The organism is Variovorax sp. GW821-FHT09D07, from assembly GCF_059416345.1.
This window is the reverse complement of record NZ_JBWKOY010000003.1, coordinates 170,826-188,623: the sequence shown is the minus strand read 5'-3', so window position 1 is coordinate 188,623 and position 17,798 is coordinate 170,826. Positions and strand designations below refer to the sequence as shown.

Sequence of the window (17,798 nt, the reverse complement as noted above, 5' to 3'; positions counted from 1 at the left end):
AATTCGCTCAGGTTCGGATGCTCAAGGCTTGCAAGGTGCGCCCGGCTTGCAGTCCGCCGTTGCGGCAGTGGCCTGCGCCGACGGTGCGGGGTCGGAAGTCTTGCTGCGCTTGAGCAGCGCGGTCAGCAGGTCGGTGTCGGGATCGGGCCCCTTCGGCCGTGCCGCCGTCTGCGCGAGGTCGGTGCGCGCGGCGGGCTTCGTTGCCTTGCTGGTGTTGGCGGCGGTCTTGACCGGCTTGCCGTTCGCGGCCGTGCGCACGGGCTTCTTCGAGCCCGACGCGATGCGCTCCGGTTTCTTCGCGGCTGCGGCGCTGGCCTTGCTGTCGGCGCCTGCCTTCTTCGCGGGGGTTGCCGCTGCAACGCGCGCAGGCTTCGCGGCCGGCGGCACGGCCATGGGCTGCGCACCGATGGCTGCGAACGGCGTGGAGGCCTGTTGTTGCTGTTGCTGCTGTGGTGCCGGCGGCGGCGTGCTGTCGCCTTCGATGATGCGTGCGGGCGTGGGCTCCGGTGCCGCGGCTGCAACGGGCGCGTCGGGCTTCGGTGGTTCCTTGGCGACAGGCGCTGCAACCGGCGCAGGCGTTGCTGCCGCCACGGTCGTGGCTGCCGCATCCGCGCGCTTCGATTGCAGGTGGTAGGTCGTGGCGCCCGCCACACCGAGCAGCACCGCGAGCGAAGCCCACAGACCGGGCCGTGCGAAGAAGGAGCGCGCGCCGCTCTCGCGGCCACCGAACTGTGCGAGCACCCGCGTGGATTCACCTCCGGGTGCGGCGGTCGATGTGGCCGCGGTGGGGGCGCTCGAACCGAGCAGGCTCGGTCGGTCCTTGTGGGCGTCTGACGCGCCCATCATGGATGGGTGGTCCGGCTGGCTGCGGGCATGTGATTTCTCCCCTCGGCTTTATGTGGCGTGATCAACGCGATATCGCAATTGGGATGCAACAAGGTGCTGCGTGCGATGGGTTCAAATTTTTAAGCGACTCATACAATTGAGTGGCTCTCATTGAACACCGTTGATCTTCTTCACTCTCTTTTGTTATTTTGCCTTGATGGTGGCAGCACTTGCCATCTTCTTGTTCCCTTCTTTTCGTGACCGTGTGTTGCGAGCGACGGTCTCCATTTCTACTGCTATTGCATTCTTTTTTATTGGAATAGGACGCCGTCTTGGTTTTGTGTCCGAAGCAAGTTTTCAGTTGATGCGCGACAGCGGCTCGGGAGTGCGTACTTTTGCCGTAAGGCATCGCTACTTGTTGCTGTCGGGCATGGGTCTGCTTATCGTGCCGGTGTTGTTAAGTGTGACTTTCGGAAGTGGCCGGGTTCTGTTCTTCGATGACTGGGCTGCCACAAGCGACCCGAAGATCGAGGCCTTGCTCAAAGGCGAGCAGCTGGTGCCGCCGCAGCCGTTGCCGCCCGAGGTGTTTGCGACGGCAGAGGTGGAGCAGATTCGTCCGCTCACGAAAGAAGGCAGTCGGGACTGGGCTGTTCTCGATGTGGACTTTCGTAATCGTTTGCTGCTCGTCTACAAGATCATGAAAGAAAAGCACGGCTACGACCTCGCATTGCTCGAGGGTTATCGCAGCCCCGAACGACAAGCCAAACTCGCTGCATTGGGCAATACAGTGACCATGGCGAAGGCCAATCAAAGCTATCATCAGTATGGACTTGCGGCAGACAACGCGTTCTATCGCAATGGCAAGCTGGTGATCTCTGAAAAAGATCCATGGGCCATGGAAGGCTATCGCCTCTATGGTGAAGCGGCCGAGTCCGTGGGCTTGGTGTGGGGTGGTCGATGGTCCTTCAGGGATTACGGTCACGTGGAGTACCGCAAGCCGGGATTTAAATTGTCACGCAACTGAATGCCGAGACGACATCTGTCGCACCGGCACACCACGAGGCAATCAAGGGGGAGAGTTCAAATGGGTGAGGATCAACCCGAGGCGGACAACGACCGCCCGTGGATCGTTCTGCATGACAAGACCGACCACGGTGGCTTCGTGATCACCGCATCCGAAAACACGCACATCGACGAACGGCGCGTGGCGCGCATCGGCGACATGGTGTCGTGCCCACGGCCCGGCCATGGCATCAACCCCATCGTGACGGGCAGCGACTGCGTGTCGATCGATGGCCGTCGCGTGGCGCGCCACGGCGACCGTGCGGCCTGCGGTTGCAGGCTGTTGTCCAGCCAGATCGCCTCCGCGTCCGAATGACGGCGGTGCCTCCTTCTTCGGCTGCAGGCATGGCATGCGGTCACGCGACCGCGTGGGCCGCTGCCATCGCTATCGCCCTCGCGTGACCCAGGCGTTCGAAAACTCCGGATGCTGTCGCGACTGATCAAGCCCGTGCTCCTGGCCTGCGCCGTGTTCATCACGGTGTGGGTGCTCGTGATCGTCTACTGGCAGTACACGGCGCGCATGCCGAGCACGAGCGACATCGTGCTCTACCTCGTGGTGCTGCCGCTGGCGCTGATGCTCTTCTATGTGGTGCTGCGCCGCATCTTCACGGCCGCGCCCGCTGCTGCGCTGCCCGCAGCTGGGACAACAGTGGCCGCAGGCGCCGCGGCCTCATCGAATGCCGTAGCAACCGAGGCTTCGCAGGAGCGCCTGCAGATGGCCGTGCTGGCCTTCGCCCTTCGCACGCCGCGCGGCAGCGATGCCGATACGGTGGCCACCGCGATCGGCCAGGCACAGACGCCAGAGCTGGTTCCCGAACTGCGCGACGGCGAAGGCTTTCCCGTCATCGCGGGCCGCGTCGAAGGCATCGACGAGAACGAACTGCGCGAGCACCTGCGCGAAAGCCTGCAACCGGCCGGCGAAGCTTTCGATGTCGATGCGCTGCCCGACGACCGGCTGCGCGCCATTCACCTGATGTCCGACGTGCTGCAGGAGCTGCTGGCGTCCGCGGCCGAAGCCATCGCCAACGCGGGTGATGCGCTCGCGGTGCGTGCGCCCGGGCGCTTCGTGTCCAGCGGCGGCGTCATCCCGGGGCCGGCGGCGGCGCCGCAGCTGAACCTCTCGCTGTTGTTGCCGGGCGCATGGAGCGAGAGCGAACGCGCGATCGCCACGCAGTGGGTGCAGCAGCGCGTGCGCGAGGGCGATGCGTCGCAGCGCTGGCTCGTCGACTGCTTCAAGAGCGAAGACGGCGTGTCCGGCATGGCGCTGCTCGACCGCATCAGCCTGTCGCTGCATCGCGAGCAAAGGCCCGCGCTGTGGATCGCGCTGGCAGCCGACTCCTCGGTGTCCGAAGCCAGCATCGCGCGCTGGGAGGTCGACGGCCTGCTGTACACCGCCACGCGCCGCAAGGGCCGCGTGCCCGGTGAAGCCGCCGCGGGCCTGCTGCTCGTGCGCGCCGGCGATGCGCTGCTGGCACCGGCCGAGGCCGTGCGCCTGTCGCGCAGCGCAAGCGGCCAGCGCGAGGCCTCGGCCGACACGGCACGCACGCCCGATGCGAGCCTGCTCGATCGCTTCGCCCAGCACCTGCTCGCCACCTCGACGCTCGAGACCGCCCAGGTCGACTGGGTCGTGAGCGACGCCGACCACCGCACCAGCCGCGTCACCGAAGTGGCCAAGCTTGTGCAGGAGCGGCTGCCGCACGTGCCCTTCGAAAACAACCTGTCCGTCTGCGCCACCCTGGGTCACCTGGGGGCCGCGGCCGACATGAGCGCCGTCGTGCTCGCGTGCCACCTGGCCGCGCGCGATGCCCGGCATGTGCTCGCCATTTCCGTGCAGGACGCGCTCGCCCGGACGGCCTTGTTGGCCGGCCCGGCGAGCCCCGCGTCACCCGCTACTTAAACAGGACCGATTCCAGAAACTTCTATGCGGCGATTCTTCAGTTTCCTGGCCGATCCGCGCACCTTGTCGGTGATCGGCGCCATCGCGCTCGGCGCGTTCCTGCTGCTCGGGGCGCAGACGCTCGAAGTCGGCGCGATCTGGGCCGTCGGCATCTTCGTGGTGCTGCTGCTGTTGTGGCTGCTGGTGTGGTTCGTGCGGCGCATGCGCACGCGCGCGGCCAACCGCAAGCTCGGCGACATGCTCGAGGACCAGGCCGACGCCGCCGTGCGCGACAGCGACCCCGAGCGCAAGGCCGAGATCGACGAACTGCGCGGGCGCATGGTCGAGGCGGTGAAGACCATCAAGACCTCGAAGATCGGGCAGATGTCGGGCAGCGAGGCGCTGTACGAGCTGCCCTGGTACATGGTCATCGGCAACCCGGCCGCGGGCAAGAGCAGCGCCATCCTGAATTCGGGCCTGCAGTTCCCGTTCGCCGACAAGGGCAACGCGGTGATTCAGGGCATCGGCGGCACGCGCAACTGCGACTGGTTCTTCACCACCGAAGGCATCGTGCTCGACACCGCGGGCCGCTATTCCATTCACCAGGAAGACCGCAAGGAGTGGTTCGGCTTCCTCGACCTGCTCAAGAAGTACCGGCCGAAGGCGCCCATCAACGGGATCATCATCACGGCCAGCATTCCCGAGCTGATCGGCAGCCGGCCCGACTTCGCCATCCAGCTCGCCAAGAACCTGCGCCAGCGCATGCAGGAACTCACCGAGCGGCTCGAGGTGTTCGCGCCGGTCTACGTGATGTTCACCAAGGCCGACCTGATCACCGGCTTTGCCGAGTTCTTCGGCGACAGCGACAAGATGGAGCGCGACCGCGTGTGGGGCGCCTCGCTCCCGTACGACGGCGACGAGAAGCAGGACGCCGTGGCGCTGTTCGACAAGCGCTTCGACGAGCTCTACATGGGCCTGAAGGAAATCAGCGTCTCGCACTTCGCGAACCACCGCAGCAGCGACCCGTCGCCCGAGCTGTTGATTTTCCCGCTCGAGTTCGCGGCCATCAAGCCCGCGCTGCGCGCCTTCCTGGCCACGCTGTTCGAGAGCAACCCCTTCCAGCACAAGCCGGTGTTCCGCGGCTTCTACTTCACCAGCGCCTTGCAAGAGGGCACGATGCGCAGCCTGTCGACCGAGCGCATCGCCAAGCGCTTCGGGCTCACGCTGAGCAACGCGGCCACCAAGTCGAAGGAAATCTATTCGCAGAACGGGTTCTTCCTGCGCGACCTGTTCTCCAAGGTGATCTTTGCCGACAAGAAGACGGTGCGGCAGTTCTCCAGCCCCGTGAAGGCGCGCGTGCGCTACGTGAGCTTCTTCGCCTTCGTCGCGGTGCTGGGCCTGCTGCTGGGCGGCTGGACCTGGTCGTACCTCGGCAACCGGCAGCTGGTGGAGAACGTGCAGGCCGACCTGGACAAGGTCGTCAAGCTGCAGGCCAGCGACAACGGCCTGCGCACGCGCTTCGAGGCGCTGGGCATCCTGCAGGACCGCATCGAGCAGCTCGAGAAATTCCGCAACGACCGGCCGCTGTCGCTGTCGCTGGGCCTGTACCAGGGCAACCAGCTCGAAGACAAGCTCGTGGCCGAGTACTACGGCGGCGTGAAGCAGCTCATGCTCGCGCCGGTGTCGGACAACCTGCAGGCCTTCCTGCGCGAGGTCAATGCGCACCCCGACCGCCTGAAGCGCGCCGACGCGGTGGCCGCACTGACGGGCGGCGCATCGCCCGCGCCGTTGCCGGTCGCAGGTGCTGCGACCACCACGGCACCCGCCGCAGTGCCGGAAGGCGGCGGCCTGTATGCCGGCTCCTCGCCGGCCGACGTGCAGGACGCCTACAACGCGCTCAAGACCTACCTCATGCTGTCCGACAAGCGGCAGGTGGAAACGGCGCACCTCACCGACCAGATCTCGCGCTTCTGGCGCGGCTGGCTCGAGAGCAACCGCGGCGACATGCCGCGCGCGGCGGTCATCCGCGATGCCGAGCGCATGATCACCTTCTACCTACGCCGCGTGGGCGACGACAACTGGCCCGCGCTGGCCGACACCAACCTGGCGCTGGTCGAGCAGACGCGTGACAACCTGCGCCGCGTGGTGCGCGGCATGCCGGCGCGCGAACGCGTGTACGCCGAGATCAAGGCGCGCGCCTCCACGCGCTTCGCGCCGATGACCGTGGCGCGCATCCTCGGGGCCACGGCCAGCAGCGCCGAAGCCGAAGGCACCCTCGCCGGCAGCGTCGCCATCTCGGGCGCGTTCACACGCGAAGCCTGGCAGCAGTACGTGGACGACGCGATCCGCGACGCCGCGAACAAGGAAACCTCCAGCAAGGACTGGGTGCTCAACGTCGCCGGCAACGACGACCTGACGCTCGAAGGCAGCCCGGAGCAGATCCGCAAGACGCTGGCCACCATGTACAAGCTGGAGTACGCCAAGGAGTGGCAGCGCTTCCTGCAGGGCATCGCGGTGAAGGACATGGGCAGCTTCGAGCAGGCCGTGGTGGCGATGAACCAGCTCGGCGATCCGCAGAACTCGCCGATCCGCAAGGTCTTCGACACGGTGTACGACCAGACCTCGTGGGACAACCCCTCGCTGGTCAACGCCGGCCTGCAGCAGGCGCGCACCGGGGCCTTCAACTGGTTCAAGCGCCTCTTCAGCCGTGCCACGCCGTCGCAGGTGAACGTGAACGTCGACCTCAACGGCGGCGCCACGGAAATCCCGATGGGCCCGATCGGGCGCGAGTTCGCGGGCGTGGCGCGCCTGGTGGTCGAGCGCGACAACACCTCGCTGCTGCGCGGCTACCTGGGCACGCTGTCCAAGCTGCGCGGGCGCTTCAACCAGATTAAGAACCAGGGCGATCCCGGTCCGGGCGCGCGCCAGCTCATGCAGCAGACGCTGGAAGGCAACGGCTCCGAGCTGGCCGATGCGCTCAAGTACGTCGACGAGCAGATGCTCACCGGCATGGACGCCGCGCAGCGCCAGGCGCTGCGCCCGCTGCTCGTGCGGCCGCTGCTGCAGGCCTACGCGGTGACGGTGCAGCCGACGGCGGTGGAGGTCAACAAGATCTGGAGCGCGCAGGTGCACCAGCCCTTCCAGCAGTCGCTGGCCACCAAGTACCCGTTCTCGGCGAGCGCGAAGATCGAGGCCTCGCCGGCGGAAATCGCGCAGTTCTTCGGACCTGAAGGCGCCATCGGCAAGTTCGTGACGACCACGCTGGGCTCGCTGGTGATCCGCCGCGGCGACCTGCTGTCGCCGCGCGCCTGGGGCGACCAGGGCCTCACGCTGAGCCCCGACTTCGTGAACGGTTTTGCGCAGTGGGTGGCGCCGCTGTCGGGCGGTGCCGCGGCCGGGGCCGGCGGCAGCGCGCAGCCGCAGACGCTGTTCCAGATCCTGCCGCAGCCCGTGTCGGGCCTGACGGAATACATGGTCGAGATCGATGGCCAGCAACTGCGCTACCGCAACACGCCGCCGCAGTGGTCCAACTTCGTCTGGCCCAACGCACAGGGCACGCCGGGCGCGAAGATCACCGCCGTCACCTTCGACGGGCGCACGGTCGAGCTGATCAACGAGCCGGGCAACTTCGGCCTGGAGCGCCTGCTGAGCACGGCGCAGCGCACCAAGTTGCCCGACGGCAGCTTCGAGCTCACGTGGGCGCGCGACAACGCGAGCGTGACCGTCAAGCTGCGCGTGATCCAGAACACGCAGTCGGCCGGTTCGGGCGGCGATTCGCCGCAGGGCAAGGGCCTGCGCGGCACGGTGCTGCCGTCGACGGTCGCGGAGATCGGTGTGCCGCGCGCAGCAGCACCCGCAGCGGTTCAGGCACCGGCCCAGGCGCCGGTGCAGGCAGGGGGAGCAGGCAAATGAGCGCGCCACAACAGCTGTGCTACTTCGGCAAGTTGCCCGGACGCGGCGACTTCGTGAAGGGCCTGTACAACCCGCAGCTCATCAAGGTGTTCGACCACTGGCTGTCGCAGACCATGGAGATGCTGTCGGAAGACCCGCGCTGGAAGCTGATCTACGACAACGCGGCGCCGATGCACTTCGTGTGCCTGGGCTCACGCAGCCGCGTCGCCATTGCGGGGCACGTGCGCCCCAGCCGCGACGAGTCGTCGCGCCGCTACCCGTTCCTGGCGGCCACCTCGGTGGACGTGGACGAGGCGCTCGACTTCATGCGCGGCGCGCCGATGCTCATCGGCCCCTACTGGGACCGCATGGCGGTGCAGGTGCAGTCGCTGGCGGCCGGCACCGACCTGGACAACGAGCTGAAGAAGTTCGAGGCCATCGATCCGGCCATCGAGACCGGCTTCAAGAAGTCGGCCTCGCGCGCCACCTATGCGGCGTTCACGCGCGACACCAGCCTGCTGCGCATCGAGCAGATGCTCAACTTCGACGGCCACAAGGTGTCGCTGCGCCGCGCCATCCTGGCGCTGGGCCTGCTGCTGCAGCCGGTGATGGCCAGCGCCGTGTCGCACCTGGAAAAGGGGCTCACGCTGCCGCTGCCGCGCGACCCGGTCGACCGCTCGCTGATCGCCACCTTCTGGCTCGAGATGGTGTCGCAGTTCCTGGCCAAGGCCGACTTCGAGCTGGTGCTGCTGGTCACCGAGATCGACGGCCGCTCGCGGCTGGTGATCGGCTTCAACGGCCTGTCGCCGCGCAGCCTGCAAAGCGTGCTGCATCCGCAGGTCTACACCGAGCACAACATCGACATCGACAACCCGGAGTGGGTCGAGGACACCATCCACAGCAACTACGCGATGTTCAAGCTGGTGAGCTACCTCGACCAGCCGCAGCTGCCGCTGGACATCGTGCTCACCGCCTTTCGCGAAGTCTTCATCGGGGAATGACACGGTCATGAATTGTTCTTTGCGCGTTCTCGTGCTGTCCATGGCCTGCGGGCTCGCGCTCGTGCCGGCCGTGCAGGCCCAGCAACCCCAACAACCACCCGCGGCGGGCGCCACCGCCGCCCGCGTCGAGACCACGCCCGCGGCCGTCGGCAAGGGCGAGCCGGTCGTGGCCGGCGGGCAGGTGCCCGACGAAGCCACGCGCATCGCCGTCATCGAGGCGCTGCGCCGCGTCTACGGCCCCAGCGGCGTGATCGACAAGATCGAGGTGGTGAACACCGTCAGCATGCCGGCCAACTGGAGCGCCAACGTGCAGCGGCTGATCACGCCCTCGCTCAAGGATATCCACCGCGGCCAGCTCCAGATCGAGGGCACGCAGATGGCGCTCAGCGGCGAGGTCGGCAACGAGGCGCTGCGCCAGAAGATCGTGAGCGACATGGCGAATTCGCTCAACCCGACCTACACCATCAAGAACAGCCTGCGCGTGCCCGTGTCGGAGCAGATCGCGGTCGACCAGGTGCTGGGCAACCGCACCATCGAGTTCGAACTGGGCAGCGCCACGCTCACGGGCAAGGGCCGCGCCATCCTCGACGAGATGGCGCCGATCCTGCAGAAGCTCACGAACAAGTCGGTGGCGGTGGTGGGCCACACCGACAACGCCGGCAACCGCACGTCGAACCTGGCGCTGAGCCAGTCGCGTGCCGAATCGGTCAAGGGCTACCTGGTGGGCAAGGGCATCGACCCGATGACGCTCACGACCTCGGGCGTGGGCCCGGACCAGCCGGTGGCGAGCAACGCGACCGACGAGGGGCGTTCGCGCAACCGGCGCATCGAGTTCCGGGTGGGACGCTAAAGAAAAAGGCCCGCAACGCGGGCCTTTCTTCTTTCACTCAGCGCGAAGGCGCGAAGTCAGCGCGACTCGTCGTCGCCCTTGGGCAAGTCGAGCAGGTCCACCAACTGGGCCAACTCCTGCTCGTTCTTGATCACGTTGCGCAGCCACGCATGCAGCGGCATGTCGGCCCAGCGCGCGGCCTTGTTCGCCATGTAGGCGGCCGGGCTCGAAGGCTCGGTCTGCTCGAAATACGCCGCCACTTCCTTGAGCTGCGCGATGGCCTGCGCGCGGCTGTGGATGCCGGGCGGCAGCGCGGCGGGCACATGCACCGCCGCGTGGTAGGTAGGAGATGAATGGGGCATGGCGGCGTCGAAGACGGGTTCGATGCGGGTCGGGGCAGCCGGTGCGCTGGCGGCCGGTGCAGCGGCGGCGGCTTGCGGCGCCGCGCCGTTGTCGATCGGCACGCCGGCCTCGCGCGCAAAGCGCTCGACGGCCTGGCGGATGGACGCGGCCGCGTCTTTCGCGGCGCGAAAGCTCGGGCCGTTGGAGGCGGTGCGTTCGTCGAACACGGCCTCGAACTCGGCCAGCGCCTGCTCGCAGGCCTGCACGTCGCGGTGCGTCTTCTGCAAGAACTTCGCGGGCGTGGCGCGGCGCAGGCGGTCGAACTGCTCGAGCGTCACCTTGTTGCGCTGCAGCTCGTCGGCCTGCGCCGGCGTGCGGCGGATGGCCTGGTCGAGCGCCAGCGCGGTCTCCCACACCAGCGCGCTGTGGCCGGTGTGGCCGTCGCTCACGATGGGCGCGCGCTGCAGCAGCTCGACCGAGCGCGAGATCAGCCAGGTGACGGTGCCGATGCGCATCTCGATGTCGCCGCCCTCGGGCTGCGGATGCAGTTCGTCCCAGTACTGGCGGCACAGGCCGCTGAGCAGGCGGTAGCCGTCGGCCAGCCCCTCGAAGCCGCGCTGGCTGGCCAGCGCGTCGGTGAGCCACACGCCCAGTCGCAGGTCCTTGGTGGAGGCGCGCAGCAGCTTCTCGCACTCCGAAATCACGAAGGGCCAGTTGGCCTCTTTCAGCTCGATGACCCATTCGCCCTGTTCGAGCGAGGGGTCGTCGTGCTTGCGCGCTTCCTGGATGGCGTCGAACTCGCGCGAGAACAACATGTCCTCGCCGCAGGGCTTGGCCTCCGAGATCGGGGCCAGCAAGGCCGCGAGGTCGAGGCGGTTCGTCGCGGCCGTGGTCATGGCAGCGAGATCGTCAGGTTGGCCTGGCGCGGGCCGAGCTTCACGATGTCCTGGTAGCTCGCGAGCGCGCCCTGCGTGGTGCTGCCCAGGTGCGCCGACAGGCCGATGAAGCCCAGCAGCCCGATGAGCGCGAACAGCGCGGCCACCACCCACTGCGGCGCCTCGCGCTTGAGCGAGTGCGAGATCAGGTCGGGCAGCGGCCAGTGCGGCGCGAACGGCGTGCGCTTGCCGCGCGCGTTGGCGATCTCGTCGCCCACGCGCGCCGTGAGGTAGGCCAGCTTCTCGGTGCCGTCGATGGCGTACTTGCCCTGGAAGCCCAGCAGCAGGCACATGTAGAACACCTCGAGCGTCTGGATGCGCGCGGCGCCGTGCGCTCGCTCGACCTCGAGCATGTTGAAGAAGTTCTCGCCCGCCAGCTGGTCGCCGAACAGCGTGAGCTGCAGCGGCCGGCGCTCCCATTCGGAGCGGATGGCGAACTCGGGCGCCGAGAGCACGAACTCGTCGACCGTGGCGCAGAAGGCGTACTTGGCCGCGTGGATCTGCTCGGCCGTGGCGTCGAGCTTGCGCGCGTTGCGCTCGAACTCACCCAGGTAGTTGCGGATGCCCGTGAGGAACTGCTCGGTGGTGGCCGGCTGCTGCTTCTTCTTCAGCAGGAACAGCATCACGAAGCCGTCGTAGAGCAGGTCGAGCAGGCTCGAGTCGGCGTCGGGCGCCACGCCGGCCGGCGTGAACGAGGCCGGCGGCGCGTCGGCGCCCAGCAGGGAAGGGGCCTTGTTGAGGGTGGTGGTGTTCATACGATCGGGCGGGTGATCAGCCGGTCACGGCGATCAGTTCGAGTTGCATGTCGGGGATGCCGGCCGGCGCGTAGATGGTGACGCTCTGCGCCTGCAGCATGCGGTCGTACAGCTGGCTCTTGCTGTCGATGGAGAAGTAGCAGGCGCCCGCGCGGATCGGAATGGCCGGCGGCACCTGCGGCGCGTAGACGATGCGCACGCCCGGCATGGCCGAGAGCACGAGCTTGTCGACGTCTTCGGGCGCGCCGATCTTGAAGCGCTGCGGCACCACCTCGGCCAGCTCGGCGGCCGGCATGCTGGCGGTGACCGACATGTAGAACACGGTCTTCTCGTCGATCTTGCCGGAGTCCAGGCGCCCCAGGTAGAAGGCGTTGCGCGTCTCGGTGAGCGCGATGGCGAAGTAGCGCGTGGAGATGACGGTGTCGAGCAGGTCGCGCACGATGCGGTCGAGCTCGGCGAAGGCCGGGCCGGGCTTCTCGTGGTCGTACACCGGCAGGTCGTTCAGCGAGTAGGTCTTGGCGAAGGTCATCAGCGCGCCGGCCAGGCTCAGCAGTTCCTGGAACAGCCGCTCCGGGTGCAGCGACGGGTGATGGAACAGGTGCGAGAGCGAGGCGAACGCCGAGTTGGCCGTGTGCAGCAGCCAGAACGAGGCGATGTCGCCCGAGCGGAACTCGATGATGTTCTTGCTCGGCTCACGGTGGATGCCGTAGAGCGAATTGACCTTGGCCTGCAGCACGTCGAGCAGCCGGCGCAGCTGCTGGAACACGGTGGGCGAGGCGTCGATGCTGGTGCACGGCGGCACGAAGCTGCGGTCGATCTCGAAGCCGCCCGCGGCGGTGCGGCGGATGCGGATCACCGGGATCGACACGAACTGCTCGCGCGGCTCGGTGTCGGCCAGCAGCTTCACGCTCTTGCGCAGGAACACCACCTCGGCGCTCACGGCGTTGGTGTACAGGTCGAGCGACTGCGTCGCGTCGCTGGTGTAGCGCGCGGCAAAGCCTTCTTCGTTGGGGTCGGTGTAGTTCTTGCCGAGCTCCTTCACCGGGTGCAGCACGAGGTAGAAGGTGATCTCGTTCTGGCCCGGGCTCAGCGTGTCCAGCGAGATGGGCGGGGGCAGCGCATCGGCCTGCGGCGCCGCGTACGGCTCACCGTCGGGGAACACCAGCGACAGCTGCGAGGCGCGCAGCATGCCGCTGGCCAGCGCATCGAGGTCGAAGCTGATGGAGCGCACGCCCCAGAAGTACGGATGCAGCGTCTGCGCCGTGGCGCGCAGGCGCGCCTCGTGGTACGCGTCTTGGCGCTGGAAATGCTGGGGGCGTAGAAACAAGCCCTCTCCCCAGAGGACCTTGGCTGCGTAGCTCACGTCGGATCAACTCCCCACAATTTTTTTTGAATGTATCGCATCGTCGTGTCGACTTGAACGGCCCCGCCGTCGCTGCAGATCAGGCGGGCGAGGGCCGGCAAGTTACCGGCCCCAACAGGTTGAGCGCGCCCGTGGGGGCGGCGCCTTGTGCGTTCTGCTGGCCCACCACCGCGCCTGTCGTGACGGTAAGCGCGCAGGCATGCGCGCCCATCACGATGCCGGTTTTCTCGGCGTCGGCGGCGTTGAAGGCGAAGCGCCAGCGCTGGGCATCGGGCGAGTGGAACAGCACCACCACGGCCACCGCGTTGGCGCTGCGCGGAACCATCTCGGTCCAGGTGTATTGCTGGTCGGGAATGAGCGTGATCTCGCGGCTCTCCACGAGGTCGTCGCCCAGCTGCGTCTTGTCGCGACCCGGCGTGACGAAGGCGTCGAAGGACGACTGGTAGAAGCCCGTCGTTTCCTTCAGCTTGTAGATGCGCATCACCACGGACAGCGGGCGGTTGCGGCCGTCGGCGTTGAGGTTCTTGCCCGCGGCGATCGACATCGTCACCTTGCGCGGGGGCTTTTGCGACTCGGGCAGCTCGGGCTTCTTCAGCCCGCTCGCCTCGAGCGCGATGTTGGCGATCGTGAGCGCCGGCGAGCTGCACCCGCCGAGCATCAACGCGGCCAGCAGCGCGCCAGATGTAATTAATATTTTCATTAAAAGCGAGTCGTAACAATATTTCGATGGACCAAATAGGATTAACCGATTTCGAAAATGACTTTCGATTAGGAAATTAGCATTAATCCGCCCCCGTCATTTGCCATCCACGCGGCTGTAGTATCGTGTATTGTTATTGTCAACGGTCGCAATTTAATGAATGATTGCGGCCTGCTAAAAAGTCAGATCAGGGGGGAATGTGTCGATTCGAAAAATCATGTCGCGCACGATGATTGCCGGTGCCATTGCGAGCACCGTCTTTTTGTCGGCCTGTACCACCACGCCGGACGCGGCCGTTGCGCAGGCCACCGCGGCCTACAACAAGAGCCTGGCCGAGGTCGATGCCGCCGCGGCAGCCGCCACCGGCGACAAGGCGCCCGTCATCCGCCAGTACCAGCAGCTCGCCACCGACAACCCGACCCGCGGTGAGCCGTGGTCGCGCATCGCGCAGATCTACTTCAACGAAGGCCGCTACAGCCTGGCCATCTCGGCCGCCGAGGAGTCGCTGCGCCGCGACCCCTCCAGCCGGCAGGCCAAGAGCATCACCGCCGTGGGCGGCCTGCGCCTGGCGGCCCGCTCCATCGAGGACCTGGGCAAGGACAGCAGCCTGAGCGGCGACGCCAACGCCGACGCCTACCGCCTGGCCGCGCTGCTGCGCGAAACCCTGGGCCTGTCGGTCCTGGTGCCCGCCGGCCCCGAAGCCAAGCCGGCACCCACGCGCCGCGCCGCGGCCCCCAGCCCGGCACCCGCGCCCTCGTCGTCATCGTCCGCCGCGCCGACCCCGGTCGCCGCCGCACGGCCCGCCCCGGTCGCCGCGCCGCGCCCGGCACCTGCCGCGCCCGCCCCGCGCGCGGGTGGCGGCAATCCATTTGACGCGCTCAAGTAATTGTCCGGTTTTTGAATTGGTTTTTAAACCAATGTATTAACGAATGAGCGTGCGATCTGGAAATGGGTCGTACAACTTTTTAATTCGTTTCTCAGTCCTATTGCGAAGGTATTGAAGCTTATGGCGACCAAAAGACAGAGCGTGCAGAAGCGTCTCCAAAAAGTGCGCCCGCCGCGCGTGCAACTCACGTACGACGTGGAACTCGGTGACGCCATCGAGAAAAAGGAATTGCCTTTCGTCGTCGGCGTGATCGCCGACCTGGCGGGCCAGTCCGAGGTCGAGCAGCCCAAGCTCAAGGACCGCAAGTTCGTCAACATCGACCGCGACAACATGGACGACGTCATGAAGGGCGTGGCCCCGCGTGCCGCCTTCCAGGTGCCGAACAAGCTGGACGGGCGCGGCGGCAGCTTCGGTGTCGACCTCACCTTCAACTCGATGGACGCCTTCTCGCCCGAAGCCGTCGTCGAGCAGATCGAGCCGCTCAAGCGCCTGCTCGACGCGCGCACCAAGCTGGCCGACCTGCGCAACAAGATGGCCGGCAACAGCAAGCTCGAAGACCTGCTGGCCGACGTGCTGAACAACACCGAGCAACTCCAGCGCCTGGGACAGAGCGCCGGCAAGAAGGACGAAAGCTGAACATGACCGCGCAAGCACTTTCGGCATCGAGCGGTGCCGCTTCGTCCGAGGCCACGGTCGACCTGCTCGACCAGATCGTCGAGAAGAGCAAGGTCGCCAAGTCCGACGTGGAGCACACGCGCACCAAGGACCTCATCGGCGAACTCGTCAGCCAGGTCCTCGAGGGCTCGGTGATCGTCTCCGACAACGTGTCGGCCATGATCGACGCGCGCGTGGCCGACCTCGACGCGCTCATCTCCGCGCAGCTCAGCGCCGTGATGCACGCGCCCGAGTTCCAGAAGCTGGAGAGCACCTGGCGCGGCCTGGAGTACCTGGTCAAGGAAACGCCGACCGGCACCATGCTCAAGATCAAGGTCATCAACGCCACCAAGCGCGACCTGATCCGCGACTTCAAGGCCGCCGTCGAGTTCGACCAGAGCGCGATGTTCAAGAAGGTCTACGAAGAAGAGTTCGGCACCTTCGGCGGTGCGCCGTTCGGCGCGCTGGTGGGCGACTTCGACGTCACGCGCCAGCCCGAAGACATGTACTTCCTGGACCAGATGGCGCACGTGGCCGCTGCTGCGCACGCGCCCTTCATCGGCGCGGCCTCGCCCGAGCTGCTGGGCCTGGAGAGCTTTGCCGACCTGGGCAAGCCGCGCGACATGGCCAAGGTGTTCGACACCGTCGAGTACGCCAAGTGGAAGTCGTTCCGCGATTCGGAAGACTCGCGCTACGTCGGCCTCACGCTGCCGCGCTTCCTCGGGCGCCTGCCCTACCACCCGCGCGAAGGCACGGTGGTCGACAGCTTCAACTTCGTCGAAGACGTCGACGGCACCGACCACGCCAAGTACCTCTGGTGCAACGCCGCCTGGGCCTTCGCCACGCGCCTGACGGCCGCGTTCGACGACTTCGGCTGGTGCGCGGCCATCCGCGGCGTCGAAGGTGGCGGCCTGGTCGAAGACCTGCCCACGCACACCTTCAAGACCGACGAAGGCGAGATCGCCCTGAAGTGCCCGACCGAGATCGCCATCACCGACCGGCGCGAAAAGGAGCTCAGCGACCTGGGCTTCATTCCGCTCGTGCACTGCAAGAACTCCGACTACGCGGCGTTCTTCGGCGCGCAGTCGCTGCAGAAGGCCAAGAAGTACAACACCGACAGCGCCAACGCCAACGCGGTGCTCTCGGCGCAGCTGCAGTACATCTTCTCGGTGTCGCGCATCGCGCACTACCTCAAGGCCATGATGCGCGACAAGATCGGCAGCTTTGCCTCGGCGCACAACGTCGAACAGTTCCTGAACCGCTGGATCGCGCAGTACGTGCTGCTCGACGACAACGCGACGCAGGAACAGAAGGCCCAGTTCCCGCTGCGCGAAGCCGCCATCCAGGTCGGCGAAGTGCCCGGGCGGCCCGGCGTGTACCGCGCGGTCGCGTTCCTGCGCCCGCACTTCCAGCTGGATGAATTGTCTATTTCACTGCGCTTGGTCGCCGATCTGCCGAAGTCAGTGAATAAGTAAGGAGGCAGATCGGGTGCGCGGCCGAGGGGCCGTGCTGCAACACGTTAACTGTCAGTAATCAATCAATCAAGAAGGGGAAGAAACATGAAAGATATCTACGTCAAGTTCGGCAGCCCGGCCATCAACGGCGAGTCGCAGGACAAGGACCACAAGGACTGGATCGAAGTCAGCTCGTGGCAGCACAGCATCGTGCAACCGCGCTCGGCCACCGCGTCGACCGCCGGCGGCCACACCGCCGAGCGCTGCGAGCACGGCGAGATGATCTTCACGAAGGACATGGACGTCGTCAGCCCGCTGCTGTACCAGCACGCGTCGGGCGGCACCACCTTCGACGAAGTCACGGTGCAGTTCTACCGTGCCGACGGCGAAGGCAAGCGCGTGCAGTACATGGAGATCAAGCTCAAGTACGTGCTGATCGCCAGCGTGAACCCGAAGGTCGTGAGCACCGACGTGGCCAGCGTGCCGAGCGAGACCTTCTCGCTGAAGTACGCCGCCGTGCAGTGGAAGTACACGCAGCAGAAGATCGGCGGCAACCAGGGCGGCAACTCGCAAGGCGCCTGGAGCCTCACGAAGAACGACAAGACCTACTCGGTCTGACGCCAGTCGGGCAATGACGACCGCGGCGCAGGCCGCGGTTTCTTTTTGGCGCCGCGCCCCTCGCGCGGCGCCTTGCCCGTTGTCCGACGCGAGAGACAGGGAGTGACCCATGACAGGATTCGAACCGGGCCTGCTCGACAAGCTGTTCGATGACGACTGGCGCGGGCCGGCTTCGCCGGTGCTGCGGCACTTGTCGCTTGACGAGGTCAAGAACGTGGTCGCACGCGACCTCGAATCCCTGCTCAACACGCGCATGGTCTTCGACGACGCCAAGCTCCAGGCCTACCCCGAGTGCCGGCGTTCCGTCATGACCTACGGCCTGAGCGATTTCTCGGGCCTGAGCCTGGCCAGCCACTACGACCGTTCGTTCATCTGCCGCTCGCTGGAGCAGGCCATCGCGCGCCACGAGTCGCGCCTGCGCGATGTCTCGGTGTCGCTCGAGGTCGACGGCCAGGCCAGCACCCACATGCTCTATTTTGGAATCACCGCCCTGCTCGTGCTGCCGGAGCTGGCCGAGCCGGTGAACTTCGACGCCATGCTGCAGCCCACGACGCTGCAGTACTCCATCACCCGCGGCACCGGCAAGAGCCGGTACGCCTAGCGCCAC

16 protein-coding genes are annotated in these 17,798 nt (G+C 66.6%); 11 read left to right on the top strand and 5 right to left on the bottom strand.

The annotated features are described in order from the left end of the window. Nucleotides 1-21 precede the first annotated feature (21 nt). On the bottom strand, nt 22-846 hold the full coding sequence (locus tag AC07OX_RS12310) for a hypothetical protein (protein ID WP_495261416.1): 825 nt from the start codon (nt 844-846) through the stop codon (nt 22-24). Between the two features lie 160 nt (nt 847-1,006). Between AC07OX_RS12310 and AC07OX_RS12305 the strand changes: the two genes are divergently transcribed. From AC07OX_RS12305 to AC07OX_RS12280, 6 genes are all read left to right on the top strand, one after another. Continuing rightward, a complete protein-coding gene (locus tag AC07OX_RS12305; RefSeq protein ID WP_370681903.1) occupies nt 1,007-1,849 on the top strand; it encodes a M15 family metallopeptidase in 843 nt (280 codons plus the stop codon). A 60-nt stretch (nt 1,850-1,909) separates the two neighbouring features. Further along, nucleotides 1,910-2,203: a PAAR domain-containing protein gene (locus AC07OX_RS12300; RefSeq protein WP_062481115.1), complete on the top strand. Its 294-nt coding sequence runs from the start codon at nt 1,910-1,912 to the stop codon at nt 2,201-2,203. A gap of 108 nt (nt 2,204-2,311) precedes the next feature. Continuing rightward, a complete protein-coding gene (locus AC07OX_RS12295) occupies nt 2,312-3,784 on the top strand; it encodes a hypothetical protein (RefSeq protein ID WP_495261417.1) in 1,473 nt (490 codons plus the stop codon). A gap of 24 nt (nt 3,785-3,808) precedes the next feature. After that, entirely contained in the window at nt 3,809-7,675 is a 3,867-nt protein-coding gene (gene tssM / locus AC07OX_RS12290; RefSeq protein WP_495261418.1) for a type VI secretion system membrane subunit TssM, read from the top strand. Then, nucleotides 7,672-8,655: a type VI secretion system-associated protein TagF gene (tagF, locus tag AC07OX_RS12285; RefSeq protein WP_095950376.1), complete on the top strand. Its 984-nt coding sequence runs from the start codon at nt 7,672-7,674 to the stop codon at nt 8,653-8,655. The genes tssM and tagF overlap by 4 nt, the downstream gene beginning before the upstream one ends. Nucleotides 8,656-8,662: 7 nt before the next feature. Continuing rightward, entirely contained in the window at nt 8,663-9,505 is an 843-nt protein-coding gene (locus AC07OX_RS12280; RefSeq protein ID WP_492686886.1) for an OmpA family protein, read from the top strand. A 56-nt stretch (nt 9,506-9,561) separates the two neighbouring features. Here AC07OX_RS12280 and tssA read toward each other — a convergent pair whose 3' ends face one another. From tssA to tssJ, 4 genes are all read right to left on the bottom strand, one after another. After that, on the bottom strand, nt 9,562-10,722 hold the full coding sequence (gene tssA, locus AC07OX_RS12275; RefSeq protein ID WP_495261419.1) for a type VI secretion system protein TssA: 1,161 nt from the start codon (nt 10,720-10,722) through the stop codon (nt 9,562-9,564). Next, a complete protein-coding gene (icmH, locus tag AC07OX_RS12270; RefSeq protein WP_062481127.1) occupies nt 10,719-11,516 on the bottom strand; it encodes a type IVB secretion system protein IcmH/DotU in 798 nt (265 codons plus the stop codon). The genes tssA and icmH overlap by 4 nt, the downstream gene beginning before the upstream one ends. A 16-nt stretch (nt 11,517-11,532) precedes the next feature. Further along, a complete protein-coding gene (tssK, locus tag AC07OX_RS12265; protein WP_062481129.1) occupies nt 11,533-12,879 on the bottom strand; it encodes a type VI secretion system baseplate subunit TssK in 1,347 nt (448 codons plus the stop codon). Nucleotides 12,880-12,958: 79 nt separating this feature from the next. Then, complete coding sequence (gene tssJ, locus AC07OX_RS12260; protein ID WP_062481131.1) at nt 12,959-13,579, bottom strand: type VI secretion system lipoprotein TssJ; 621 nt, start codon at nt 13,577-13,579, stop codon at nt 12,959-12,961. 217 nt (nt 13,580-13,796) lie between these two features. Between tssJ and AC07OX_RS12255 the strand changes: the two genes are divergently transcribed. From AC07OX_RS12255 to tssE, 5 genes are all read left to right on the top strand, one after another. Continuing rightward, entirely contained in the window at nt 13,797-14,465 is a 669-nt protein-coding gene (locus tag AC07OX_RS12255; RefSeq protein WP_157755218.1) for a tetratricopeptide repeat protein, read from the top strand. 120 nt (nt 14,466-14,585) lie between these two features. Next, nucleotides 14,586-15,101 carry a type VI secretion system contractile sheath small subunit gene (tssB, locus tag AC07OX_RS12250; RefSeq protein WP_070062960.1) on the top strand — a complete coding sequence of 172 codons (516 nt, stop codon included), beginning with the start codon at nt 14,586-14,588 and terminating at the stop codon, nt 15,099-15,101. Nucleotides 15,102-15,103: 2 nt separating this feature from the next. Further along, the gene (gene tssC, locus AC07OX_RS12245; protein WP_095747207.1) at nt 15,104-16,594 is read left to right on the top strand and encodes a type VI secretion system contractile sheath large subunit; all 1,491 of its coding nucleotides are present in this window, start codon (nt 15,104-15,106) and stop codon (nt 16,592-16,594) included. A gap of 84 nt (nt 16,595-16,678) precedes the next feature. Further along, nucleotides 16,679-17,191 (top strand): Hcp family type VI secretion system effector, encoded by a 513-nt coding sequence (locus AC07OX_RS12240; protein WP_062474768.1) that lies wholly within the window; start codon nt 16,679-16,681, stop codon nt 17,189-17,191. Nucleotides 17,192-17,300: 109 nt separating this feature from the next. Then, nucleotides 17,301-17,792 carry a type VI secretion system baseplate subunit TssE gene (tssE, locus tag AC07OX_RS12235; protein ID WP_062474770.1) on the top strand — a complete coding sequence of 164 codons (492 nt, stop codon included), beginning with the start codon at nt 17,301-17,303 and terminating at the stop codon, nt 17,790-17,792. Nucleotides 17,793-17,798 lie beyond the last annotated feature (6 nt).